Source organism: Microbulbifer sp. CAU 1566 (assembly GCF_023156515.1).
Lineage (GTDB): Bacteria > Pseudomonadota > Gammaproteobacteria > Pseudomonadales > Cellvibrionaceae > Microbulbifer.
Genome location: NZ_JALNMG010000001.1, coordinates 1,004,508 through 1,029,591 on the forward strand (window position 1 = coordinate 1,004,508; position 25,084 = coordinate 1,029,591).

The following is a 25,084-nucleotide window of genomic DNA, read 5'->3' on the forward strand; positions in this document are numbered from 1 at the left end:
CACCAAACATAATACCAGCTAAAATAACCGAAAAAAATTCTACTTAAAAAACAAGCAAATGTTGCCCTGCCATGAAATCCAGCACAGTTCACCCAGTTGACGCACTAAAGTCACTTGACGAAATATTAGTCGCAGATCCTCGCAACAAGCACATCGATATCGCATACTGGCATGAAAAAATAGCGGAAATCACATTGTCGCGTGAGACTCCAATTGACGTACAGCAGATATTCGAAAATGCGAAAAATATAGCCTTATATACATATTTTTCATACCGCCTTCATCAACCCGCTGAAGCAGTAGCTTACACCGCCTTAGAATTAGCACTTAAACTAAAATATAAAAATGAGAAAATAGAAGCTGTTCGCACACCTAGAAGTCTAGCTGAATACATGGACATCGCTTTAGAGCAGGGCTGGATCACGGATGAGGGCTACAAATCTTCAAGAAATATAGCAATCCATAGAATTCAGTCTCAGAAGATACATAGTATCCTTAAGGAAGTACCAACCGAAAATCGCGGCCCCTTCTCAATACCCACCCCAAAAGAATGCGAAATCATTGCAGAGATGCGATCAATGGGAATCGCCAAAACGAGACTCCACGCAGGCCGTCACGTAAGAAATTTTCTTGCACATGGAGATACAGGACTTTCACCCTCTTCAATCAGAACCCTAGCCAATATCGCTGAAGAGATAAACCAGTTATTTGGGTAAGTATAGAAACTATTTCAGAATAATTGGGGCCAAAGTAAAATTTTTATTACTGAAATATTGATCCAAACAAGATCACCAGATTAAATTTAAAATCACTAACCTCCAATTTTAAAAAAAACATGAATATTGAATGCCCATCTTGTGCCACAGAAAATAAAATTAGCTACGGTGAAAACATTATCTGTAGTAAATGCGAGAGCACCTTTGCCGGGCATACTTACAAGAAGTTTAAAAAACCACTGTTATCAGCCACAACTGCAATCGTTATCGGCGCCTACGGAACCTACAAAATAGACAAGCATTTTATTGAAGATCCTCGGTACCCGATCAACATTGAGTATGAACTAATGGATAGTTGCATAAACTCATCTAGAGCACTTCTCAATTCCATTCAGCGGTCCGAAAAAACACGAGTATGCAGTTGCGCACTTGCAAACACAATGGAAGATATTGACATCAATGAAATGGCTAAAAACGAGACAGCATTCCTGTCTCGTTTTCGTCGTGGAATTACCGAATGTTATTAATTACTTCCCCTTCGGCGGATTATTTCCACGTCCACCACCTGAGGGCTTGCCTGTCGTGCTTGGCCCATTCGGCGGCCGAGTAGTGGTAGCTGCAGCTGACTGAGCCCGCGCCGCAAAAGACCCTTTAGGTACACTGCCACCATGTGTTTTGGCAGTAGCTGATTGGATACGTGCAGCAGCGGCTTTGCTCATTGACTTAGACATTAGTGTCTCCTTACGTTGAGATTGATAGTTGTCCCCGCTGGGACAACTTGAATACTAGAGATGAGAAAAAGACAAATGGGGACAAAATCAGAGACAACCCGGCTTCAACAAGAAATTAAACAACTAATTGATGAGCTCGGCTGGAAACAAAACTTAATTGCTGAAAAAATATACTACGAAGAAAATGACACTGATAATGAAGACGAACTACGGCGTTTTCAGGAGCGGTTTAAGAAGGAACTGAGCAGAGGCACAACCAAGCCAGAACGACTCAAAAAGTATCTATCGATGATTCCGGATCTTCCTGGCGCTGAAGGTATCGATTTAGTATCAAACAAATTTGTCCCCACTGGAGCAATCAGTGATGCTTTAGTTACAGGCCTGAAAGCCATATCAAAAGAGATTGATACTGAGATACGAATCTATAAGTCAACTCCGGAAATAAAATAAACCAATGAATTTTGAACCAACCATAGTCCAGCTCATATCAATCCTGTATTGGTTAATCCCCATCGGCTTAATAGGCGCAATTACAAAGTCAGCATGGTTTAAGGGAGTTTGGGGCGAGGCGCTGGTCACATTCTTTGGCTGGATACTGCTGTCTTCACGGGCATACCAGCGATTCCACAATGTAACCTTGCAGACACCGGACGGCACTACACAGATAGACCATATCTTCGTATCCCGCTTCGGAATCTTCGTGGTGGAAACCAAGAATATGCAGGGGTGGATATTCGGTGGCGAACGCCAGGCTCAGTGGACACAGAAGATCTACAAAAAAACGTTCAAATTCCAGAATCCGCTCAGACAGAACTTCAAGCATGTGAAAGCACTGGAGTCCCTACTCGATGTGCCGGCGGACACCATTCACTCGGTGGTGATCTTTACCGGAAACAGCACCTTCAAAACGCCGATGCCAGCCAATGTCACCAAGGCAGGCGGATACATCCGCTATATCAAGTCCTTCAAGACACTGGCATTGACTGAAGAGGATTTTGAGGCGGTTATTCATCGGGTTCAGTCGCGACGGCTGGCGTCAACACGACAAACGCATAGGCAACATGTTGAGCACCTACGGGCCCGCAATAGCCCCGAAGCCGAGTGGCTTTGTCCTAAATGTGGTAGTCAGATGATTAAGCGCACAAGCACGCGCGGCAAAAATGAAGGGAGTCAGTTCTGGGGTTGCTCGGCGTTCCCAGCATGCAGGAACATACAGTCAATCCAATAAAAATTATCTGGAAGGCAATCGCTTCAAATATCGAGCTCAAATAAAGAAGAAATAAAAATGGCCCAAAACACTCTCTACATTGCAGAACCTATTTATTCAGAGAAACTTCAACGGTTTGACTCTGAAATATCCTTCCCGCCAATTAAAAAAATTGGTATCACTACCGATTTGCCGGAACGAAGAGAGCGCGAGCTACTTGGAACCTTAAGCCCGATTAAGGTATCAATCATAAAAGCCTGGACATCAATTGACGCAAGAAAAGTCGAATCGATGCTGCATACCATTTTGGATAACTCCCGCTTGGATGGAGAGTATTTTTGGGATGGTAATGAGACACTGGTCGAAGCTGTTTCAGATTTCATCAGCGCCTACCACCCGGAAGCCGAAGAAATAGGCGTAATAGATGAAGCGGACGTTGTTTCCGCAACGGAATCGGTACAAAAGAAAAACTTCCAGAGAATTTACACTGAAGTAGTACCGGAGCTCGACAGGCTATCCATCAAATACACCCTGACAAAGAATGGTCGCGGCGTAAAATTCAAACTGGGTGAATACACGCTTGCGTTGGGTGGCCGAACTGGCGGAAGATATACAATGACGATTTGGTCAAAAACCAAATCAACTGAAGAAGCGATGGCAGATTTTAAGAATTCACAGGAGCTATCGGCAAACGGGTCTGAAGATAGTAATCGCCGCGCAAGAATACCTATGAGCCCATTGAGCACAATTCTCGACTCAATATCCAATTACTCGATTCAAAATTGCGCCATGGCAAACTAAGCATGTGTTAGTTACAGGACGAAGATTACAGGTCATGTAATCTTCGTCCTAGGCCTACCAAATAGCGATTACTTGCTCAGAGCTTTTTCCTACACCCGGCCTTGAAACCTGTGATATAGCCACCTCTATGCCGGCGTATCTGCAAGGTCTGGAGAGAATATAACTCCGGATAGCTTCGCACTCTCAATCGCATCTTTTATACGATCTGAACAATATATACCTCGGTAAGTATCCTGCTTAGTGCGAAATAGCGGTGTTTCTTCAAGTTTATCCTCATCAAAGCCAAGGGAAACCAGTTCATTCCATTCGTTCCGAACAGTAAGCTTGTCATCTATCGCATTAAAATCGTCAGCGACACTAAGAACATTAAAGAGGTAGCCCGAGCCTTCATCACTCGATACGGGAAGAAACTCGCCACTACCAGCTAACTTAGCCGCCAGCGCATCGTAGGCTTTTGAGCTCAGATAAAGGCGGCCATTCCATACGGAAATATCTGGTTTTAACTTGGGCTGTGAATCGTAGTTATTGAAGAAATCCAGACTTAACGGCTTCCAAGCTTCATTATACTGCTTGGGCTTCTTCTCCAAGTGGAAACGACAGCCTTCACCCAGCTTATTCTCCACCTCATCAGCACTGATCAGAAAATGTAAGTACTCTTTAACATTCGGGTGTATTCGAAAAATCACTGAGGGACCCCTACACCTTTCTTATTCATAACATACTCGGGCTGCTTACCAGCTTGCAGTCGCATCTCAATCATATTGAGGGCACGTGTTAGAGATTCCATGTCCTCAATCAGGTCATAATCGATTACCGTATCCAGCCAAAAGTAATAGTTATATCGGTGTATACGGCTATGAGGAACAGCCTCTCGCAAACGTTTGGGCATTTGCGGTATTGCAGCGGTATTTTTTGGAAGCCAGCAACCATTATCGGCATCATCAATGCGCATGCCTATAGCAGCCATAATTGCTCTCTGCGTTGCTGCACCTTTGTGTGAACCGCTGACAATCGCATGGGCGTGGCAAAGCTCGTGAGGACGAGGGTCACAGACCGCCATTAGATGCTCGGCCATACGAGCAGATTGATGCGCCTCATCTCGCTTCTCCTTCTCAGACATTTCCTTTGCGGAGAAACGGTAACAGTCGAGCTGAGCCTCTACTTGCGCAATCGTCTTTACTGCATTCAGGTCACTACGGCTTCGCTTCTTTTTATTTGAGTAAGTCTGAATCTTTCGTTCAACGCGATCCATTTCATGGTATCGCTTCGGTCGTTCTGGCAAAGGCATTTATGAAGTTCCGTTTCACCCTAAATTGGAGAGAAACAATATAGCGTGGTTAAACGGCATGCAAGTGAACTAGTGCTTCTGGCCTACCAAAAACTCCAGCCGGAAAATTCGTGTCAGAGTGGATTTTTACGTTGGGTTGATTTACGTAATTTTCTCTTAAGAATGTATGACTCAATCGATGGAAGGGCCGCCCAGGTCTTCCTAATGACCATTGCCATACGAAGGTACACAGCAGTTTGGAAAGAATAGCTGGTGGGCCGCTTGGTATTGAACTGGTACTCGCTGAGAGCATCCTCTACCTTCAGCAAATTGATAGCAGGCTTTTACCTCTTGATTAGAAACAACTGAGCCCGGTGACCGCCTGTGTCAGTTTCAACACAGGCAGTCACCGGGCTCTTTGCGTTTATGGGCTATTGCTTACTTGTTCAGGGCCTTGGCCAGCACCTGACCCAGCTCCGCCGCAGACTGCGGATTCTGGCCGGTGATGATGCGGCCGTCCTGTACCACAAAGCTTTCCCACGCTTTGCCTTCCTGGTAGTTGGCGCCGAGGGCGGTCAGTTCGTCCTGCAGCAGGTAGGGCACTACGTCTGCCAGGCCTACCGCTTTTTCTTCCACATTGCTGAAGCCCGCGACTTTCTTGCCGGCAATAATCGGCTTGCCGTCTGGGCCGGTGACGTTCAGCAGCGCGGCCGGGCCGTGGCACAGTGCCGCCACATAACCGCCGCTTTCATAGATGGCAGAGGCAACGCTGTTCACCGCGGGGCTCTTGGGGAAGTCCCACACGGTGCCGTGGCCGCCGGCGAACAGGATGGCCTGGTAGCGCTTGGGGCTGACGTCCGCGAGCTTGCGGGTGTTGTCCAGCAGGGTGCGGGTTTGCGGGCTGGCGAGGAATTCAAAGTTCACCGCGTCGTCATCCGCCAGGCTGCGCGCGTCCACCGGTACCGCGCCGCCCTTGATGCTGGCGATTTCCACCTCAAAGCCCGCCTTTTTGAGCTCGTGGTAGGGGTGGGTCAGTTCCGACAGCCACAGGCCGGTTTTCTCGTCGGTATCCCCCATCTGCTCGTGGCTGGTGGCCACGATCAGTACCCGCGGCGCGGCCAGGGCGAGGCTGGCGGACGATAGCGCCAGTAGCGCCACAACGATCGAAAACAGTTTCTTCATGTAAGGTCTCCAATAGACAGTTTGCGCCGGCAGCCGGCCCCGCACGGGCGGGGCGCTGCCGGATTGGGGGCTATGCTAGGGCAAATCTTGATATAAGATAATTCGATTCATTGAATCACTGCCTTTCAGAATATGAATATCAGAAATAGCGCGCTGAGTCCCACGCTGCGCAGCGCGTTTGACGCTACCCGCATTGCCGGTGCCCTTGCGGGCTGACGCTGAAGCTGCGGCACTGGCGCGCGGGGTTGGCAAGATTGGAGAGGGTGCGCGGTTATTGATCCTTCGCCGCCGCGCGGGCAGGCAAGCACATCAACACGGTGAGACCGACCGCTGCAGAACAAAGGGACGCGATGACGATCCCCAGCTTGGCGCTGTCGATCAGGGTTTTATCGAACGCCATATTGGCGATGAACAGCGCCATGGTGAAGCCGATACCGGCGAGAAAACTGCCACCGACCATTAACTGCCAGCTGAGATCCGGGGGGCGGGTCGCTATGCCTGTGCGCAAAGCCAGCCAGCTAAACAGCAGGACTCCCAGCGGCTTGCCAATTACAAAACCGGCGACAATCGCCAGCGTGACCGAACTGCCAAAGTCGCTGAAGTTGAGTGTCAGCCCGGCATTGGCAAAGGCGAACAGGGGCATGATGAAAAAGCCCACCCAGGGGTGTAACCAGATTTCCAGCCGCTCGAGTGGCGACAAGGTTTCTCGCGCGGCAACTTCCGCCGCTTGCAGCGTATGTCGATCGGCGGTGTCGGCACTGCTCTGGGTAATATCGGGATGCGCCACTACCTGGCCCAGTATCGCGTACAGGCGCTCAGCACTCACCCAGCGGCGCGCCGGGGTCATCAATCCCAGTATGACGCCGGTGACGGTGGCGTGAATGCCGGACGCATCCACCGCAAGCCAGGTAAGCCCGCCCATCACGAAATACAGAGGAAAACCGCGGAAGCCGAGCATTGCCATGGCGCGAACGATGATCAGGCACAGTGCGGCCAGCGCCAGGAAGCCCCACACAAGGTCGCTACTGTAGCCAATGGCCACCACAAGAATGGCGCCGATGTCATCAACGATCGCCAGTGACAGCATAAAGATGCGCAAGCTTAGCGGTATGCGCGAGCCAAGCAGTGCCAGACAGCCGATAACAAACGCCGTGTCCGTCGCCATGACGGTACCCCACCCTTGCTCGCCGGGCTGACCGTATTGCAGCGCCAGGTAGATCAACGCCGGCGCGATCATACCGCCGAGGGCGGCGGATATGGATAGCGCGGCCATGCGCGGATTGTTGAGTTCACCGAGCACCAGTTCGCGCTTGAGTTCCAGTGCGACCACAAAGAAAAACAATGTCATCAGGCCATCGTTAATCCACTCCCGCAGCGCGCGTCCAAACTCCAGCGAGCCGACCTTCAGAGCGATCGATGTCTCCCAGATATGTTCGAAGGCATCGGCCCAGGGTGAGTTGGATAGAACGAGGGCGGCAATGGTAAACAGCAGGAGCACCGCGCCAGCGGCGGACTCGATGTGCACGAAGCGCACAAAAGGTTGCTTCAGCCGGTGAACGAGTTCCCGGGGCAATCGCGTGGTTTCTGGCGTTCCTTGCTGCTCTGTAGTCATTCGCTGCTGGTGAGCTCGACGTTGGTGGCATTGGGGGGCGTGCGCATCCGTGCTGACGGTCAGCTTCTGCGCCCATGGATCTTAGTCGGGCAAATATGGGCTCGCCAGCCGCACACGCCCGCATTGGCGGATTGAGGCCTATACCGGGGCGAACCCTGATATAAGATACTTCGATTCTTTTGGATACTGCCTTTCAGAATATGAATATCAGAAACAAGGACCTGAACCTGCTCAAGCTGTTCCAGGTGCTGTACGAGGAGCGCAACGCCTCGGTGGCGGCGGAGCGTATGAACCTGAGCCAGCCGGCACTCAGCCACAAGCTGGCCAAGCTGCGCAGCGAGTTCGACGACACCCTGTTTGCCCGCGCCCCGCGCGGACTGACGCCGACGCCTCGGGCACACCAGCTGGCGCCGCAGATCCAGGCGCTGGTGCGCTCGCTGGAATCCTTTTACGACTACTGCGACGAAGAGAGCTTTCTGCTGCGGGAAGACCGCGTGCATATCTTTGGCACCGACTTTATCGAACAGTTGTTGCTGCCCAAACTGCTGCCGGTGATCAGTGAGCAGGCACCCAAACTGCAGCTGGTGTTTCACAACACTCGCGGCCGCCTGCCGCGCACCGAGCTGGAAACCGGCGCCTGCGATATCGCCATCGCCGGCTTCTTCGAGCAGTTGCCCGCGTCCTTCTACCAGCAAAAGGTGCACAAGGAGGGCTTCAGCGTACTGGCGAGCCGCAGTAACCGGCACATTGGGAAGACGCTGGATCTAGAGGCCTTCCTGGCCTGCGGGCATCTGGTCACTACCCTGACCGGTGACCTGGACGGTATTGTGGACAAGAAGCTGCACAAGCTCGGCCACCAGCGGCGCATAGTAGCGGGACTGTCGAGCTTCCTCTCCCCCGCCACCACCATCGAGGGCAGCGACCTGCTGATCACCTGCCTGAACTCGGTGGCCAAACAGGCCTGCCGCAGCCTGCCCGACCTGGTGAGCTACCCCTGTCCGGTGAAATTACAGGACGTAGACATACTGCAAATCTGGCACCAGCGCACCCAGGACGACCCGCTGCGGGCGTGGCTGCGCCAGCGTATCAAGGCGACGCTGGCAGCGGCCAAGCACTCAACCTGATCAACGCTACTGCTCTGGCGGTCGAGCGCCGGGCTCTGTTACGGGCTCCGCTGCCTCCGGTCAGGCATCAATTTGCGCAGCATTAGCCACCGTTGCGCGCGGGCTTACCTACACTCGGTAACACCACATTGCCACCACCCCGGAGCCCGCCATGAAAACCATCGGTTACGCCGCCCAATCCGCCGGCGACACTCTCGCCCCCTGGGAATTTGAACGCCGTGACCTGCGCCCCAACGACGTCGCCATGGAGGTGCTGTATTGCGGCATCTGCTTTACCGATATCCACCAGGTGCAGGACGACTGGGGCTGGGGCATTTTCCCGATGGTGCCAGGGCACGAGATTGTCGGTCGCGTGATCGATGTGGGTGAAGACGTCACCCAGTTCAAAAAAGGCGACACCGTGGCCGTGGGCTGCATGGTGGATTCCTGCCAGGAGTGCGATCAGTGCCACCACGGTGAGGAACAGTTCTGTCGCGAGGGCATGACCCTCACCTACGCCGGCCGCGACCGCATTAACGGCGAGACGACCCAGGGCGGTTATTCCAAGCACCTGATATGCCGGGAAGAATTTGTGCTGCACATACCCGATGGCCTCGACCTTTCCCGCGCGGCGCCGCTGCTGTGTGCCGGCATCACTACCTATTCCCCCCTGCGTCACTGGAACATTGGCCCCGGCAGCCACGTGGGCGTGATCGGCCTCGGCGGGCTTGGGCATATGGCGGTAAAACTGGCGGTGGGCCTGGGTGCCGATGTCACGGTACTGAGCCGCACCGAAGACAAGGAGGCCGACGCGCTGGACCTCGGTGCCGATGATTTACTCGTATCCAGCGATGACGCCGCGATGGAAGCCGCCCAATCCACCTTCGACCTGATCATCGACACCATTCCGGTCAAACACGACCTCACTCCCTATCTGCAATTGCTGGATATCAATGGCGGCCTGGTACTGGTCGGACAGATTGGCCCGATTGAAGAGCTGAACAGCGAAGCGGTCGTCATGGGCCGCCGCTGCATTGTCGGCTCCGCCATCGGCGGTATTGCCGAAACCCAGGAGCTGATCAACTTCTGCGCCAAGAAAAACATCCTGCCGGAGTGCGAGGTTATCAAGATTGACCAGGTGAACGATGCGCTGGAGCGTCTCAAGCACTCGGATGTGCGCTACCGGTTTGTGATTGATATGGCTTCGCTGGCTGCACCCTGAAGCACTGCGGGACCTTGCTCAACTGGTGCTGCCGCAAACAGGTGGCACCGCCGTACAACTTTTACTGCCGTTTCTTCTTAGCGTTTCGCTGAGAGCCTATGAAACCAAGCAGGAAGCGACACCTGTAAAATTCCGGTAAGCTCACTTTCAATTTTTACGCGACGTTAAATACACGGACTAAGGATTGAATCATGGATCTGGAATTCGAGCCTGGAAAAAACATTGCGATGAAGATCCCGGCGCATGAGCATGAAAGCACCGTCAATTTTTATCGAAACATTTTGCGATTCAAAGAGCTCACGGGAAACGGTGTGGACGACACACCCAAGTTTGAGTTTGGCGGTAAAGTGCTTTGGCTGGACTCCGTGCCCGGCCTGAGTCAATCGGAAATCTGGCTGGAGATCGTTGCTAGTGATATTGGTAAAGCAGCCGAACATCTCAAAGAGCAAGGCTGTCATCGTAGAGATGAAATTGAACCACTACCTGAGGGGTTTAAAGCGTTTTGGATCTCTAGCCCGTCGAACATCATTCATTTAGTTTCGTCGCGCAATGACAAGGAGCAAGAGCTATAAGTTCGGCCCCAAGGTCACCGAACAGCTGATTACTACCTCGTTTAAGGCAGGTGACTTGTCAGCGAACATTATTCCGGGATATAAAACATGCCAAATATATGTGATGCAATTCCCACTAGGAAGTAAGTCACCAAACGAACAAGGACGAAGAATGACTAGCACGGGCCAGCCGCACTCAGAAAGCACTCTCAATTACGTAGGATTCTGGCCACGTGTTGGAGCCTCGATCATCGACACCCTGATACTGATGGTTATCACCCTGCCGCCGTTGATTCTGATTTATGGCTGGACATATCTCGAAAGCGAGCAGCTGTTCCTGGGCACTGCGGACGTCGTCATTAACTGGATATTTCCATTCATTGCCATAGTTGCCTTCTGGGCATACAAACAGGCCACCCCTGGAAAAATGGCCATTGCGGCCAGAATTGTCGATGCCAAAACTGGTGGCAAACCGTCCCTCCAACAGTATGTCATTCGCTATATCGGCTATTTCATTTCCACCATCCCGCTCGGATTGGGGTTGCTGTGGGTTGCATGGGATGAGAAAAAGCAGGGATGGCATGACAAACTGGCCAATACAGTAGTAGAAGTCGTCAAACCAACCGTAATATCTGAACCAACTGAAAATTGCTAGAAATCGTTGCGACCACCCTCTCCAGGCATAAGTTAGAGCGAAGACGAAGTGAAGGAAAATACATGAGCGAGAACGAGTGGATTGACGCATTCTCGGTCCCAATGAAATCTAAATTCGCCCTGTTTTTGCTGTCTTTCTTTGCAGTCATTGGGTTTGGTTTTGTTGGCTATAAAATGGGAAGCTACACACTTATCGCCATTTGCTCACTTCTATGTATTTTTCTTTGGGGCTTTGCTTTCTACAGAACATGGATTTTTGTAGACAAGAATAGTAAATCCATAATTTTACGAAAAAGGTTTTACCTCACCTGGAACAAGAGCATTCCTTACAGCGGAATGCGGCTGAGAGTTGGAGGTGGGGCAGTTTCATCTCCGAGCTTTCAGCAACACGGCCAAACCGGTTCCCACGACATCTACCTAACCGAACCAAATTCGGAGCGAGGAGTAATCATATTCTCCTCCAGTGTCGGCAAGGATTTCAGGCGTGTTAGAGCCCACTTAAAGAAACATTTCGACCTTTCGTATTGAATTATCAGCCCCGACCAAACACTCGACACGACAATAAAAATCAAGGACTCAGGTAATGATCAGAGCAAAAGGAATTGCGGGTTTAATAACATTGCTCCTGATACTACTAGCCCCATTTAGTTCTTTTAGCGCTACGGCCACACAGGAACACTTATGCTTTGAGGGCATATCGGATAAAACAAATTTTCTATGCTACCCAAACACAGCTGACCCAAAGCGCGAGGAGATTGTAGGGAAAGCGGTAGACCAATTGGGGTTTGCACTGGATAGAAATGAACCATTGAAAACGATGGTGACCATGGCGCCGGATATGGCCAGTTTCTATACGCAGGATAAATTTTCCGCTTCACTCAAAAAGCACTTCCCCCTGCTAGACCGCAATTCTATTGAGCATATAGTGCATTACGGCGACTACTCCGCTCTCCTGCTATCCGGCGGATCACAGCTTCTGTTCAATCATGCGAAGCAGACCTTTATTTTCAGTTTTGACGAGCCAGCGCCCATTGCGGGACTGGCATACTACTATGGTCGCGGCATGAAGCCCGGAAAATGGACTGGCGCACTTCCCGCATCCAACTGCTCTCTCACACGTGATGGAATCACCTTTATCGCCGCGGAGCGCGAACATCCGCTTTATAACCAGAGCGGGTCTTTCTGTACTTACGATGGTTATTACTTCAAATCCGCACAAAATGCGGTGCAAGTCCGCAAGTTGGATCAGATTGGCCAGGGAGAAAGCTTATTGAATGAAAACGGCCTTCCAGCCTTTCTCAGTTGGATTAGACGAGAGTAGCAATATCTCTTCTCGATGAGTTTTCCGTCAAAAATTTCGCTGGCTGTCGATTTCGGCGTTTCTGATTCGACTATTAGATACCAACACCATCTATCGTTGGTCGAAATAGAGGAATTACCATGTCCAGAATGATGTTCGTAAACCTGCCAGTCACCGATCTGGGGAAATCCATCGAGTTTTTCTCCCAGCTAGGCTTCGAGTTCAACCCCCAGTTCACCGATGAGACCGCAACCTGCATGATCGTCGGTGAGAGCAACTTTGTGATGTTGCTCACCCGTGAGAAATTTCTCGGCTTCACCCCCGGCCTTGAGATCTGCGATACCGGCAAGAGCACCGAGGTGCTGGTGTGCCTGTCTGCGGCGAGCCGTGCCGAGGTAGATGCACTGCTGGATAAGGCGGTTGCGGCGGGCGGCAGCAGCTATCGCGAGCCCGAAGACCACGGCTTTATGTATGGCCGAGCCTTCCGGGACCTGGATGGGCATATCTGGGAAATTATGTGGATGGACACCGCTGCAATACAGTAGTCCGATGCATAACTGAGAAAAATATTGGCGTACGAGGGCGGCCGCAAGGGCTGCCCCCATGTTTACGGGTGGCGCGTTTCCAGGGGTGGCCTGGCCTCAAATCTTGACAGGATTTTGGCTAATCAATATGCCACCCGACCCTGTTACAATCGCGCCAAAATATTCACCCGGAAAACTTATGGAACATGAAATCCTCAAGGTATTTCTAGCCAACCAATGGCTGACCATACCGATATTCATCATTCTTGTAATAGGCATTACGCTTTTTTGGTTCGGTGGCCTGATGGCTGCGCTGACGGCGTTGGGCAATAACCGCTGGGGCTGGGGGCTGTTGTCGCTTGTTCTCGGCCCGATAACAGGACTTCCTTACTCCCTGATTCACAAGGAAGCCACTTACCCGAAATCACTGATGATCAAGGGCCTGCTTTGCCTGCTGGCAGGGCTGGCACTATCACTCGTCGCCTGGGCTATTACCTGAATGGAATTTGCCCCGCAGCGGTCAAGGAGCGACCGCTCATAACGCCGAATAGCTAACCGGCGCCTACGCTGTACTTTACTGTTACCATGCCGTGCTGAAACCAGCCGCTGGTCATTTACCGACCAACGCCCCTAGTTACCTCCCCTTTAGAGACTCCAGATGACATTCCGCCCCCTGGGATTGAGCGCCCCGATCCTGCAAGCCCTTGAAGAAAAAGGGTATTCAACCCCCACCGAGATCCAGCGCAAAGCGATTCCCGCCATCCTGGAAGGCCGGGACGTGATCGCGACTGCACAGACAGGCACCGGTAAGACCGCGGCCTTTGTGCTGCCGATTCTGGATATGCTCAGTGGTAAACGCGAGCGGCGGCCGAAGCGCTTTCGCGCGCTCATTCTGGTGCCCACCCGCGAACTGGCGATGCAGGTGGAAGACAATGTCCGGCAGTATGGCAAGCATCTGGCGGTGACTTCGATGGCGATGGTGGGTGGTGTTGACCTGGAGCCGCAGAAACAGCAATTGATTGAGGGCGTCGATATTGTGGTCGCCACGCCGGGGCGCTTGCTCGATCTGGCGCGCCAGCGCGCGCTCCATTTTGATGAGCTGGAAGTATTGGTGTTGGATGAAGCCGACAGAATGCTGGATATGGGGTTTATCGACGATCTCGAAAAAATCATTGCGCGCCTGCCGACACGACGCCAGAGCCTGCTGTTTTCCGCGACCATGTCACGTCAGGTAAGGTCGCTCGCCGATATCGTGGTCGAATTCCCCTTTGAAGTTTCCGTTGCTGGTAACAAGAAAACGGCTCCGAAAATTTCGCAGTGGTTGATTGCCGTCGACAAGCACAATAAATCCGCGCTACTCAGTCATCTGGTGACGGAGCGCAACTGGACACAGGCATTGATCTTTATCCGTACCCAGCACGGTGCGGCAAAGCTGGTGAGCCAGCTGGAAAAGCGTGGCATAAAGGCGGAGGCCATCCATGGTGGCAAGAGTCAGGCATCGCGTTCGAAGATACTCGCCGATTTCAAATCCGGCGAGATCAATATACTGATTGCCACCGGCGTTGCCGCCCGCGGTATTGATATCGACGAGCTTGAGCGCGTGGTCAATTACGATTTGCCCGACGATGTCGACGAGTATATCCACCGCATCGGCCGCACCGGACGCGCCGGCTCTTCAGGGGAAGCGGTATCCCTGGTATCCAAGGACGATTTCAAACGGCTGTGCGCGGTGGAGCGCCGGCTTGGGAAGATCATTGAGCGGGTGACGATCGACGAGTTCCCTGTGGTAAAGGATCTGCCAGCGTCGAACCTGAATTTTTCAGCGAAGAGAGGGGCGGCGAAAAAGACCGTCAAAAAAGCGGGCCGCCCGGAAAAACCGACCAGCCCTGCGACTGGCAGTCCGTCCGGCAGCCCTCCGCGTAAAACCCCCTGGGGTTCTATCAAAAAGTGATCGGCCGCAAATACTAAGCGCCAGACAGACGCGGCGGCCACGAATGGCCGCCGTGACCGTGATAAGTGCCGGTACTCAGGTCGATATCCGTTTCATAATTTACGGAACTGCAGTGGCAGCTGCCCTGATCGGTTTATGGATCAGGCCTTCTCCATCAGAGCGTCATCTTTTGCATTGCCGCGCTGGTAGGCTTCGCGGTCGGTAACGCGCTTGGCGTAGTCGATAAATTCCACGCGCTTTTCAATAGTGCCGAACTGCAGGCCCCAGTTGATCTGCGATCCCACATAAACGTCGGCAGCGGTAAAGCGGTCGCCCGCCACATAGTTGTGCCCCATAAACCAGTTGGACAGATTGTCGAGCACCGCCGCGTAGCTGCCGTAGCCCACCATCATCTGCTTCTCTGCGTCCGGCTCAACGCCGAGGGTTTTGGTGTCGATAATGGCCGCTTCCAGGGGGCCGGCAGCGAAGAATAGCCAGCGGTAGTAACTGGCGCGCTCTTCCGCGGTCGGCGCCAGCCCCGCTTGCGGGAAGGCCTCGGCCAGGTAGGCGCAGATGGCGGCGCATTCCGTCACCACCTGATCGCGGTGTACGATAGCCGGCACTTTGCCCATGGGATTGATCTTCAGGTAGGCGGGCGCCTTCATACTGCCGCCATATTCGAGAATCTCCGTGCGGTAAGGCGCGCCCACCTCTTCCAGCATCCAGCGCACGATACGACCGCGGGATTGCGGGTTAGTGTAGAAAATCACTTCATCTTGCATAGCAGCTCTCCGTTGCTTTGACTTCTCATTGTCCGCCACGGTGTGTGACCGGAATGCGGATACTCTAGTCTTCAAATAGGCTATATTCCGCCCTAATAAAAAACGCAGGATGCAATTCATGTCGAATCCGACGACACGGGTACTGGCACTGCTGGAGCTGCTGCAAAGTCACGGCAATGCCAGTGGCTGCGAGCTGGCGCAGATGCTGGGCGTGGACGGCCGCACCCTGCGCCGTTACATCGCGACCCTTGAGGAAATCGGGATTCCGCTAACCGCAGAGCGCGGGCGCTACGGCGGCTACCGGCTGGTGTCCGGCTACAAGTTACCGCCGATGATGTTCACCAATGACGAGACTCTGGCCATTTCCCTCGGCCTGCTCGCGGCCCGCAGCCTCAGTGCAGGCGATATCTCCACCGCCGTTGCCAGCGCCCAGGCCAAGCTGGAACGCGTAATGCCGCAGAAGCTGAAACAGCAGCTGCGCGCACTGGACGACAGTGTCACCCTGGATCTGGTGCCGACGGCCGCACCCACCAGTGAAACCCTGGCCGCGCTGGCGACTGCCACCCAGAGCCGCTGCCGCGTGATATTTGACTACACCAGTAGCAGGGAAAACGCAGATGACGCGGTGACGCAACGGGAATTTGATCCCTATGGCCTGGTTTTCCGCTACGGCCGCTGGTATGCGGTGGGCCACTGCCACTTACGCGCAGAAATCCGCACCTTCCGCCTCGATCGCATGCGCCAGTTACGCAGACTGGAATCCCCATTTGAGCGGCCACTGGACTTCGATGCTGCCGGCTATCTCCGCGGTAGCTTCGCGGCCATGGAGCAGGGTTTTGAAGTGAAGTTGTTCCTACATACCGATCTTGAGACCGCCACCCGGATGCTCGGTGATGAACTCGGCCTGCTAACGCCAAAAGGCGATGGGGTGCTGTGGCGCGCACAGACCGGTTGCCTGGGCTGGTTTGCCTCACAGCTGGTGCGATTACCGTACGACTTTGAAATTCTCTCGCCAGCGGACCTCAAAACCGAGTTGCGCCGACATGCAGAGAAGTTGCTGACAAGCACCATGGCTTAATCGGCACCCCTGCTCCTGATACAGTGAAAAGCATTCGATACCGAATACGGGTTAAGAAACAGAAAAAGCAATGAAGACCATTGGCCTGCTGGGCGGGATGAGCTGGGAATCGACCACCAGTTACTACAAGGCGATCAATGAGCGGGTGAAAGCACAATTGGGTGGCTTGCACTCGGCCAAGATCTGCCTGTACAGCGTGGACTTCGCGGAAATCGAACAGCTCCAACATGCCGGCGACTGGCCCGCGACGGCCAGGATTCTTGCGCAGGCTGCCAAATCGGTGGAGCAAGGTGGCGCAGACTTCCTGATGATCTGTACCAATACCATGCACAAGGTTTTCCACGAGATCGAATCACAGATTTCGATCCCGATTCTGCATATCGCCGATGCAACCGCGCAACAGCTGGTGCGCGACAAAGTCACCACTGTCGGCTTGCTGGGTACGCGGTTCACTATGGAGCAGGATTTTTACAAAGGCCGGCTTGCGGAAAATTTTGGTATCGAGGTAATTACCCCCGAGCCGGAGGAGCAGACTCTGGTGCACGATGTGATTTACCAGGAGTTGTGCCAGGGGTTAATTAAGTCTGAGTCAAAGACTCGATATCTGCAGATCATCGAGTGCCTTCACCAGCGAGGTGCGCAGGCGGTAATTCTGGGGTGTACCGAAATTGCTTTGCTGGTGCAGCAGAGCGATACCCCTGTGCAGCTTTACGATACCACTGAGATTCACGCGGCCCGGGGTGTGGAGCTTGCGCTGTCTAAAGGTTAGCAAGCGGCTTTCACTCGGCCCGGAAGGATAGTCGAGATGGATGATCGGCGACACTTCCGGACAGCGCTTTGGGAGATCCGAATCGGTCTATACTGACCATTTTTACCCGGCGAGCACCGATAACAATAACGACTGGATCGGAACTGCGACAGCCAAGGCTGACATCTCCGCTTCGCGTCCCAAACCGGAAGGCCACCATGTCTCTTAACAACACCAAAGCGGACCTGCTCGGTATCGACTCACACACCATCAAGGATCTTGAGATCTTCGAGTCCGACACCGACGATGCCAGCCTGTTTGATTTCTGCAATCGCACCCGCTCGATCGGTGGTGCGGCGGTACTGCGGCGACGCATGCAGAATCCCTGGGCCAGCGCGGACCGCATTGCGGATACTCAACAGGCGATCGGCTTCATCACCGAGCGGCGCGCACTTTTCCAGCAGCTTCCCTCCATTTACGCCGTTGAAGGCACACAGAATTACCTGCAGGAAATTCTGCCGAACCTGGACTTCCGCAATCGGTTCGAATTTTTTCTGGGCTCACTCCAAGTCTGGATTAATCAGGACAGCCACTACTTCAGCATCGTGCGCGGCGCCCAAGCCAGCTGCCGCTTAATCCGCGCGCTGCGCCGGTTTGCCGCGCAACCTGATTTAAAAGGCGCCCCGGGTGAACTGGGGCCATTACTGCAGCAATTGCGCGCGCTGCTCTCGCGCCCCAACTTTCGCATGGTGCCGAATTTTGATGTGGGTTCCAGGGGTACATGGAAGATGCTCAAGCTCGACCAGCTACTGCGGGTGAAAGAGAAAGACACGCTGATTCGCCTGATGGCATTGAATTACGAGCTGGAAGCGCTGGTATCCATGGCAGACGCCAATGAAGAGCACGGTTTCATAGTGCCCGAGATCTGTACTGGCCCACTGCAGGTGAAGGCGGAAGGACTCTACCACCCCTATCTCAAAAACCCCGTTGCCAACCCTGCCTCACTCGATCAGCAGCGCCGCATACTGTTCCTCACCGGCCCCAATATGGCCGGCAAGACCACTTACCTGCGCGCCTTCGCCACCGCAATGTACCTCGCCCACCTGGGCATGGGCGTACCGGCGAAGTCCTTCAAGTTTGTACCGGTACAGTGGCTGTTCAGCTCCATCTCCTTGACCGACGATCTGCGTCGCGGGGTGAGTTACTTCCGCGCAGAGGCACTGCGCGTTAAGGCCGTGGCGGAAGCCGTGGCCCGAAATGAGAAAGTGCTCGCACTGATGGACGAACCCTTCAAGGGCACCAATGTGAAAGATGCCTTTGAGGCATCGCTGGCGATCCTTGAGCGTTTCTCCACACGCGAGAACTGCCTGTTCATGTTTTCTTCGCACCAGATAGAACTCAGCGATTACCTGCACCAACTGAACAATCAAGTGGATTGCCGCTATTTCGAAGCGGTGGAAACTGGCGATCGCCTGCGTTTTGATTACCTGCTGCGCTCTGGAATATCCGATCAGAGGTTAGGGATGCGGGTATTAAAAGAAGAAGGAATATTCGATTTATTGGATTCCCCGATGGATTCACCTGCCTCACTTGGAACTTGAGTTCCATCTTTAATTGATTTTTCAATTAAAAGTTAATAAAAACTTCTTAATCCACAAATCGATTACTGCTAATCTCCCGCAGGCATTTAATAATGCTTACCGCTTAAATGGTACAAATTAAAACTGGTTAATTTGTACCATTTTTCACATCTAAATTTTATCCATTAACAATTACGTTAGATTCTTTGGAGTAAGAATGAAAGGAAGCAATATCTTTTGCACTTTGCTTTTAGGCACCCTCTGTGCCAGTCAGGCATTTGCCGCTAAGGAAGATAATTTTTTACAACTAAAAGAAAATGGCACGAACAAATATCTAGTTGTCATGGAAGCTGACACCAGCTCAAATGGCACCATCAACTCGCAATATGCCGGACTGAATCGGTCCGAGCGCGCCACACAGATGGCTCATGAAAACGGTTTGAAATTAAACCGCGTTTACAACAAGGTCGTTGATGGATTTGTGGTTGAGGGCGATATCGAAACCCTCAAAAAATTGAGCAAAAAACCTGGAGTTAAGTACATCGAGCAAGTCGGCAAGACCTGGCTTGATGCAACTCAGTCGAGCGCGCCCTGGAACCTCGATAGGATCGACCAAAGGGGATCCAGCCTGAATGGCACTTACAATTACGACCGGACCGGCGCCGGCGTTACGGTTTATGTTCTCGATTCAGGAATCCAGAACAGTCATTCCGAGTTTGAAGGCCGCGCCAGCTCCGGCTGGGATTTCATTAGCAACAGCAAAGGCACTGGTACTGACTGTAATGGCCACGGAACACATGTTGCCGGTACTATTGGCGGCAAGACATACGGTGTAGCGAAATCCGTAAACTTGGTTTCCGTAAGAACTCAGAGCTGTGGCGGTAGCGGCGAATGGAGTGACTTCATTGCCGCCCTTGACTGGGTTGTCTCGAATGGCACCAAGCCGGCAGTAATTCATGCGAGTATTGGCGGCGGCACATCTAACTCCGTCGACAATGCGATTCGCAACGCTATTAACGCTGGATTTACGGTAGTGGTTTCCGCAGGCAATGACGCCAAGGATGCCTGCACTCAATCTCCTGCACGCGTGAAAGAAGCACTAACCGTCGGTGCCACCGACAAAAACGATGCTCGCGCTTCCTTTTCCAATTATGGCCAGTGCGTTGATGTGTGGGCGCCGGGCGTAGACGTTCGCTCCGCTTACCCGAGTAGCAATACCGCTACGGCGTCCTGGCAAGGCACGTCCATGGCAGCACCGCATGTGAGCGGCATTGCGGCACTTTATCTTCAGGGCGCTCCGAATGCCGCCGTTGCCAATGTTGTAAACAGCGTGATGGGCAAGGTTACTTACGGAAAAGTTACTGACCGCAAAACCATTGATACTCCGAACCTGTTTGCCTACTCGCGTGGTACTTCGAACACCTACACCGCTTTCCACCGCTACAACAACGACAAGATCGGCAACCATTTCTACACCAAAAACTGGTGGGAGTTGCAGTCTGCACCGGACAGCGACTGGAAATATGAAAGTGTTATCGGCTATGCATACCGTAGCCAGCAGAGCGATTCCAAACCACTTTACCGTTACTATCACTCGTCGCAAACCGACCACCTGTACACTGCCAACTACGGTGAGCTCGGCGGTGGTGGCAATGGATGGTCATACAATGGTGTAGCGGCCTATCTGCCTCTCAGTGGCAATACCAAGAGCCTGTATCGCTATTACAGCAGCAAGATTCAGGATCATTTTTACACCACCAACTGGAATGAGCTTGAAGGCGGTAACTCCAACTGGAAGTATGAAGGGAATATCGGAAAGCTCTTTGCGGGTCCTCAGGACTGATCTGTAGAGTCACTGAGCTATTTAAAAGAGGCCTGCTGGATGGAAAATACTGGCAGGCCTCTTTTTTTACTTTCAAAGTGTCGGAATCGGCATACACTCCATCACTTCCACACCATCACCCGGGAAGATACTGAAGCTCGGGTGTCCTTCAAACAGCTTTGCGGCGGCTTCGTGAGATTCCGCCTTGACGATCACATACCCGGTCATGTCGTTGCGGGTATCGACGATACCGTCATCATCTATGCGCTTGGTTTTACCCAGCGGTCCACCCTCGACCACCAGAATATCTTTATGCTGTTCCATCCAGCCGGTCCAGGCGGCCATGCCTTCCTTCATCCTTTGCTGCTGTTCAGTTTCGGATAAATTTTCCCATTTCTTCATGGAATCCGGCGTGCCGAGATATATAGCGAGGAAGTTTTTCACGGTGTCTCCTTGTGTTGATACTGTTTGTCGCGAAAGTAGGATTGCAGTGTTTTCCAAAACACGCGTTACTGATTGATTTCCGGTTCAACCAGGCGGGCCAGTGCGGCCATGGATTCTTGCCAGCCCAGGTAGCACATCTCCACCGGAATCACCTCGGGAATGCCTTCCTGCACGATGGTGAGTTCGGTTCCGCAGGTGACAGACTTAAAGGTGACCGTCACTTCCATGGTGCCAGGTAGGTTCGGATCATCGAAAGTATCGATATACCTAATCCGCTCATTCTCGACGATTTCCTTGAATTCGCCGCCAAACGAGTGACTATCTCCGGTGGTAAAGTTGGTAAAGGACGCCTTGTAGGTGCCGCCTACTTTGGCCTCCAGGTACTCGTAGATAGCGTAGAAGCCGTCCGGCGGGGACCATTTGGCCATGGCGTGCGGGTTGGTAAAGGCGCGGTACACGCGCTCCACGGGTGCGCGCAATACGCGGTGCAAACGAACGGTACCGGTCATGATTTATCTCCCCTTCTGCTAATTGGCATTTGTTAATCGGCGTCGCCGCCGGCCTGATTACCCTCGGCCAATAGCTCCCGCGCGGGGCGGACTTCTACCGAGCCGTAGCGCGCCGGTGGAATTTTTCCCGCCAGCGTAATGGCCTCGTTGAGGTCCCTGGCTTCGAGCATGTAAAAACCGGCGAGCTGTTCCTTGGTTTCGGCAAAGGGGCCATCGGTAACGGTGACCCGGTTGTCGCGCACCCGTACGGTGGTCGCCGAGCTGGTGGGCATCAGTGGACTACCGGAAACGTAGTGACCGCTTTCGTTCAAACCGGCGACACAGGCAATACACTCCTGATTGAGCGCATCCCACTCCTGCTGGGACTTGCTCTCCATGAGCTTCTCGTCGTAATAGACCAGTGCCAGGTATTTCATTCTCTGCTCCTTTTGTGTCAGCCCGGTGTGGGTAAAGGCTGTTTCATTAACTAGTCGTTCGGGGACGACGGAATTCGACAGCGGGATGAAAATTTTTTAAGAAAATTTTCGAATATTCAGTCGCGTTCGATTTCCGCGAGGCGGCGGGCGAGAAAGCGCTGTTCCGGTCCCTGCTGTGCTAACGCCAACGCCGCCTGATATGCGGCACGCGCGTCCTCTTTTTGCCCCAGACGACGGTAGAGGTCGGCCCGGGCGGCGTGGCAAAGGTGATAATTGGTCAGCAGCCCACGCTCAAGCAGGTTATCAATCAGTTGTAACCCCTGCGCGGGTCCATCCCGCATCGCCACCGCGACCGCGCGATTGAGTTCAATCACGGGGGACGGCGACATTTCCAGTAACGCATCGTAGAGACCAACGATCTGTGGCCAGTCAGTATCCTCCACGGAATGGGCTTCCGCATGCACCGCGGCAATGGCGGCCTGTAGGGTATAGGGGCCAAACTGGCGGCTGGCCAGCGCCCCCAGCACCCGCTCGCTTCCCTCGCGAATCTGCTGCCCATCCCAGAGTGACCGGTCCTGCTGCTCCAGCAATATCAATTCGCCATCGGCAGATACCCGCGCCGCACGGCGCGCATCCTGCAACAGCAATAGCGCCAGTAGCCCTTCGGCTTCCGGCTCCGGTAGCAGCTGACACACCAGGCGCGCGAGGCGAATGGCCTCTGCAGCCAGGTCCTGGCGAATCAGGATTTCACCGGCCGAGGCGGAGTAGCCCTCATTGAAGATCAGGTAAATGGCGTGCAGAACGCTATCCAGGCGTTCGGGTAACTGCTCCGCTTCGGGAATTTCATAGGGAATATTGGCATCGCGAATTTTTGCCTTGGCGCGCACAATGCGCTGCGCCAGAGTGGGCGTGGATGTGAGGAAGGCGCTGGCTATTTCTTCCGTGGTAAGTCCGCACACTTCGCGCAGGGTGAGCGCGAGTCGCGCTTCCGGCGCCAGACTGGGATGACAACAGGTGAAGATCAGACGCAGCCGGTCATCCTCAATGCCCGGCTCGTCCTCCCTTTCGCTCGTCAGCTCCGCCGCAAGTCGTTCGGCGACATCCTCATAGGACACATCAAAGCGTGCCTTGCGACGCAGCTGGTCGATGGCCTTGAAGCGCCCGGTGGAGACCAGCCAGGCGCGGGGGTTATCCGGCACTCCATCTACCGGCCATTGGGTGATGGCGGCGGCAAAAGCATCGTGCAGAGCCTCTTCCGCCAGGTCGAAATCCCCCAGCAGACGAATAAGGGTGGCAAGCACGCGGCGTGATTCGGTCTGGTAAAGCTGGTCAAGCCAGGCTTGGGATACGACAGTCATAGGTAAATGTTATTGATCGACAAGTTATAGGTAGAACAGTTTAGCTAGAGCGTTTATATAGCGAGCCCCGTTATGACAGGATTGCTGCTTGTACTATTTATCGATATTTCCGCGGCAAATAATGTTAAATAGGTCCAACCGATAGACTCTGCACGATCAGCCTTGGATCAACTGGCTGGAAATCGATTCTGTTTCGTCTTTTATTCGATATGGGTATCCATGAAAAATATCTTGTCGGGCTTTCTAGGTATAGCCCTCTTCTCTACCAGCAGTATGCTCGCCTCCGCGGAAGCAACGAACCATGATGGTTATATCATCGAGCGCGAGACTGAGATAGCCACTCAGCAGCCGGGTCCGCACAAAGGTGGCGGTGAAACTACTGGCTTTTCCTTTTTCGCCGATGCGCCGTCCATGGATACCGTATTCAAAAAGCGGATACTGCATCCGGGTTCGGCCATTGGCTATCACGAGCAGCACAAGGACGAGATCTATTATGTGGTCAGTGGCAGCGGCGAACTGACCATGAACGGCCAGAAATCCGAGGTGGGTCCCGGCACCGCAATTCTCACACGTCCCGGAAACTCCCATGGTCTCAGGCAGACAGGAAAAGACGACCTAGTGATTTTTATCGTCTACCGCAAGCACGAATAAAAAAGGGGCCGCGCTTACAAACGCGGCCCCTTTTTCGTAACCCTCGGTCTGAACAGGATTCAGAAGGAACGTTAACTCGCCAGCTTCGGCAGGAAGGAAATATCAACGTAGTATTTCTTGGGATTATCCTTCTCGATCAGGACGGTAATCTCTTCATCGGCAATGTGATCCGAGGGGTCAAACCAGATGTTCTCACTGCTGAATACATGTACTTCCGATTTCTCCGGGTTTTCCCACTGAACGTTAATCCGGTACGGGCTTCTGCCGTTTACCTTGAGAGAATGATTGAGATCAATGCTCTTCAGTCTGGCCTTGACCGGGGTTCCGTTTTTCTTCAAAAACTCGATCTTCTTGTTTTTCAGGTTACCGAAAACAATGATGGAAAGACCTATGATCAGGAATACCGAGCCCAATCCCGCCATAATGGTTGCCCCACCCCACAAGGAGAAGAAGCCGTTGATCTTGGCTCGCTGTGGGGCACTTTCTGGATACAGAACCTCAACAACTTCGCCCTCGTGATAGCTTGGGGGATTGCTGCTCGATGAAGATCTGAACTCGATCAACACACCGTTTTTGTCCATAAATTGCACCACTGGTGCATAGGTAACCGAGTCGCTGGAGCGGGAGGGCACCAGCGCTACCACGGTGCCATCGGCAGATGCCGCACTCTTCAGAAAATCCTGGGTGCTGGTAAAGAAGAAAAATGCCCCCGCGAGCATCGCAAGGCCGATTGCGGTGAACACAAACTTAATGATTGCAACTGCTTTCATTACTATCCCTATAGTGACTGATAGTGACTGAATCCTTCAAAGCGGCAATTGCTTCCCGCTTATCGTCGACGCCCCTGCAATGCATACGCAACCTATGTAATGCCAGCAAGGGTGGCACGCAGTTTA

General features: G+C 53.1%; 28 protein-coding genes. 18 read left to right on the plus strand and 10 right to left on the minus strand.

Annotation, left to right across the window (positions count from 1 at the left end; genetic code table 11):
* Positions 1–71 precede the first annotated feature (71 nt).
* The 4 genes from M0G74_RS04170 (at position 72) to M0G74_RS04185 (ending at position 3,455) form a co-directional block, all read left to right on the plus strand.
* Positions 72–716 (plus strand): hypothetical protein, encoded by a 645-nt coding sequence (locus M0G74_RS04170; RefSeq protein ID WP_248214904.1) that lies wholly within the window; start codon positions 72–74, stop codon positions 714–716.
* Between the two features lie 791 nt (positions 717–1,507).
* On the plus strand, positions 1,508–1,897 hold the full coding sequence (locus M0G74_RS04175) for a hypothetical protein (protein WP_248214906.1): 390 nt from the start codon (positions 1,508–1,510) through the stop codon (positions 1,895–1,897).
* A gap of 4 nt (positions 1,898–1,901) precedes the next feature.
* Positions 1,902–2,675, plus strand: a complete 774-nt coding sequence (locus tag M0G74_RS04180) for an NERD domain-containing protein (protein WP_248214918.1) — start codon at positions 1,902–1,904, stop codon at positions 2,673–2,675.
* A 57-nt stretch (positions 2,676–2,732) separates the two neighbouring features.
* Positions 2,733–3,455, plus strand: a complete 723-nt coding sequence (locus tag M0G74_RS04185; RefSeq protein WP_248214920.1) for a GIY-YIG nuclease family protein — start codon at positions 2,733–2,735, stop codon at positions 3,453–3,455.
* Between the two features lie 125 nt (positions 3,456–3,580).
* Here M0G74_RS04185 and M0G74_RS04190 read toward each other — a convergent pair whose 3' ends face one another.
* The 4 genes from M0G74_RS04190 to nhaA form a co-directional block, all read right to left on the minus strand.
* Positions 3,581–4,141, minus strand: coding sequence for a DUF1629 domain-containing protein (locus M0G74_RS04190; protein ID WP_248214921.1), 561 nt, complete (start codon positions 4,139–4,141; stop codon positions 3,581–3,583).
* A complete protein-coding gene (locus M0G74_RS04195) occupies positions 4,138–4,743 on the minus strand; it encodes an AHH domain-containing protein (protein WP_248214923.1) in 606 nt (201 codons plus the stop codon). The genes M0G74_RS04190 and M0G74_RS04195 overlap by 4 nt, the downstream gene beginning before the upstream one ends.
* A 417-nt stretch (positions 4,744–5,160) precedes the next feature.
* A complete protein-coding gene (locus M0G74_RS04200; protein ID WP_248214929.1) occupies positions 5,161–5,904 on the minus strand; it encodes a type 1 glutamine amidotransferase domain-containing protein in 744 nt (247 codons plus the stop codon).
* 271 nt (positions 5,905–6,175) lie between these two features.
* Complete coding sequence (gene nhaA / locus M0G74_RS04205; RefSeq protein WP_248214932.1) at positions 6,176–7,516, minus strand: Na+/H+ antiporter NhaA; 1,341 nt, start codon at positions 7,514–7,516, stop codon at positions 6,176–6,178.
* Positions 7,517–7,716: 200 nt separating this feature from the next.
* Here nhaA and M0G74_RS04210 point away from each other — a divergent pair, with 200 nt between their 5' ends.
* The 9 genes from M0G74_RS04210 to M0G74_RS04250 all read left to right on the plus strand — a co-directional run bounded on the left by M0G74_RS04210 (position 7,717) and on the right by M0G74_RS04250 (position 14,821).
* Positions 7,717–8,640: a LysR family transcriptional regulator gene (locus tag M0G74_RS04210; protein WP_248214934.1), complete on the plus strand. Its 924-nt coding sequence runs from the start codon at positions 7,717–7,719 to the stop codon at positions 8,638–8,640.
* Between the two features lie 151 nt (positions 8,641–8,791).
* Positions 8,792–9,841 carry an NAD(P)-dependent alcohol dehydrogenase gene (locus M0G74_RS04215; protein ID WP_248214936.1) on the plus strand — a complete coding sequence of 350 codons (1,050 nt, stop codon included), beginning with the start codon at positions 8,792–8,794 and terminating at the stop codon, positions 9,839–9,841.
* Between the two features lie 191 nt (positions 9,842–10,032).
* On the plus strand, positions 10,033–10,413 hold the full coding sequence (locus M0G74_RS04220) for a hypothetical protein (protein ID WP_248214938.1): 381 nt from the start codon (positions 10,033–10,035) through the stop codon (positions 10,411–10,413).
* Between the two features lie 151 nt (positions 10,414–10,564).
* A complete protein-coding gene (locus M0G74_RS04225) occupies positions 10,565–11,047 on the plus strand; it encodes an RDD family protein (RefSeq protein ID WP_248214939.1) in 483 nt (160 codons plus the stop codon).
* Positions 11,048–11,109: 62 nt separating this feature from the next.
* Positions 11,110–11,574, plus strand: coding sequence for a hypothetical protein (locus tag M0G74_RS04230; RefSeq protein WP_248214942.1), 465 nt, complete (start codon positions 11,110–11,112; stop codon positions 11,572–11,574).
* A 55-nt stretch (positions 11,575–11,629) separates the two neighbouring features.
* Positions 11,630–12,367 (plus strand): hypothetical protein, encoded by a 738-nt coding sequence (locus M0G74_RS04235; RefSeq protein WP_248214943.1) that lies wholly within the window; start codon positions 11,630–11,632, stop codon positions 12,365–12,367.
* 119 nt (positions 12,368–12,486) lie between these two features.
* Positions 12,487–12,891: a VOC family protein gene (locus M0G74_RS04240; RefSeq protein WP_248214946.1), complete on the plus strand. Its 405-nt coding sequence runs from the start codon at positions 12,487–12,489 to the stop codon at positions 12,889–12,891.
* 178 nt (positions 12,892–13,069) lie between these two features.
* On the plus strand, positions 13,070–13,369 hold the full coding sequence (locus M0G74_RS04245) for a hypothetical protein (protein WP_248214948.1): 300 nt from the start codon (positions 13,070–13,072) through the stop codon (positions 13,367–13,369).
* A 159-nt stretch (positions 13,370–13,528) separates the two neighbouring features.
* Positions 13,529–14,821 carry a DEAD/DEAH box helicase gene (locus M0G74_RS04250; RefSeq protein ID WP_248214949.1) on the plus strand — a complete coding sequence of 431 codons (1,293 nt, stop codon included), beginning with the start codon at positions 13,529–13,531 and terminating at the stop codon, positions 14,819–14,821.
* Between the two features lie 140 nt (positions 14,822–14,961).
* Here M0G74_RS04250 and M0G74_RS04255 read toward each other — a convergent pair whose 3' ends face one another.
* Positions 14,962–15,582, minus strand: a complete 621-nt coding sequence (locus M0G74_RS04255) for a glutathione S-transferase family protein (RefSeq protein ID WP_248214951.1) — start codon at positions 15,580–15,582, stop codon at positions 14,962–14,964.
* Positions 15,583–15,700: 118 nt separating this feature from the next.
* Between M0G74_RS04255 and M0G74_RS04260 the strand changes: the two genes are divergently transcribed.
* The 4 genes from M0G74_RS04260 to M0G74_RS04275 all read left to right on the plus strand — a co-directional run bounded on the left by M0G74_RS04260 (position 15,701) and on the right by M0G74_RS04275 (position 20,831).
* The gene (locus M0G74_RS04260; protein WP_248214954.1) at positions 15,701–16,660 is read left to right on the plus strand and encodes a YafY family protein; all 960 of its coding nucleotides are present in this window, start codon (positions 15,701–15,703) and stop codon (positions 16,658–16,660) included.
* Between the two features lie 70 nt (positions 16,661–16,730).
* Positions 16,731–17,429: an aspartate/glutamate racemase family protein gene (locus M0G74_RS04265; protein ID WP_248214955.1), complete on the plus strand. Its 699-nt coding sequence runs from the start codon at positions 16,731–16,733 to the stop codon at positions 17,427–17,429.
* 197 nt (positions 17,430–17,626) lie between these two features.
* The gene (locus M0G74_RS04270) at positions 17,627–19,009 is read left to right on the plus strand and encodes a hypothetical protein (RefSeq protein ID WP_248214956.1); all 1,383 of its coding nucleotides are present in this window, start codon (positions 17,627–17,629) and stop codon (positions 19,007–19,009) included.
* Positions 19,010–19,205: 196 nt separating this feature from the next.
* On the plus strand, positions 19,206–20,831 hold the full coding sequence (locus M0G74_RS04275; protein WP_248214958.1) for a S8 family serine peptidase: 1,626 nt from the start codon (positions 19,206–19,208) through the stop codon (positions 20,829–20,831).
* A gap of 72 nt (positions 20,832–20,903) precedes the next feature.
* On the opposite strand, the gene M0G74_RS04280 is transcribed toward M0G74_RS04275, so the two are convergent.
* The 4 genes from M0G74_RS04280 to M0G74_RS04295 all read right to left on the minus strand — a co-directional run bounded on the left by M0G74_RS04280 (position 20,904) and on the right by M0G74_RS04295 (position 23,537).
* Positions 20,904–21,254, minus strand: coding sequence for a YciI family protein (locus tag M0G74_RS04280; protein ID WP_248214961.1), 351 nt, complete (start codon positions 21,252–21,254; stop codon positions 20,904–20,906).
* A gap of 65 nt (positions 21,255–21,319) precedes the next feature.
* Positions 21,320–21,763, minus strand: coding sequence for an SRPBCC family protein (locus M0G74_RS04285; protein ID WP_248214962.1), 444 nt, complete (start codon positions 21,761–21,763; stop codon positions 21,320–21,322).
* 32 nt (positions 21,764–21,795) lie between these two features.
* Positions 21,796–22,179 (minus strand): YciI family protein, encoded by a 384-nt coding sequence (locus tag M0G74_RS04290; RefSeq protein ID WP_248214964.1) that lies wholly within the window; start codon positions 22,177–22,179, stop codon positions 21,796–21,798.
* Between the two features lie 116 nt (positions 22,180–22,295).
* Positions 22,296–23,537, minus strand: coding sequence for an RNA polymerase sigma factor (locus M0G74_RS04295; protein WP_248214965.1), 1,242 nt, complete (start codon positions 23,535–23,537; stop codon positions 22,296–22,298).
* A gap of 219 nt (positions 23,538–23,756) precedes the next feature.
* On the opposite strand from M0G74_RS04295, the gene M0G74_RS04300 reads away from it, so the two are divergent.
* The gene (locus M0G74_RS04300) at positions 23,757–24,188 is read left to right on the plus strand and encodes a cupin domain-containing protein (protein ID WP_248214967.1); all 432 of its coding nucleotides are present in this window, start codon (positions 23,757–23,759) and stop codon (positions 24,186–24,188) included.
* 71 nt (positions 24,189–24,259) lie between these two features.
* Here the strand turns inward: M0G74_RS04300 and M0G74_RS04305 are convergent, their stop codons facing one another.
* Positions 24,260–24,958, minus strand: a complete 699-nt coding sequence (locus M0G74_RS04305) for a DUF3592 domain-containing protein (protein ID WP_248214969.1) — start codon at positions 24,956–24,958, stop codon at positions 24,260–24,262.
* Between the last annotated feature and the right edge of the window lie 126 nt (positions 24,959–25,084).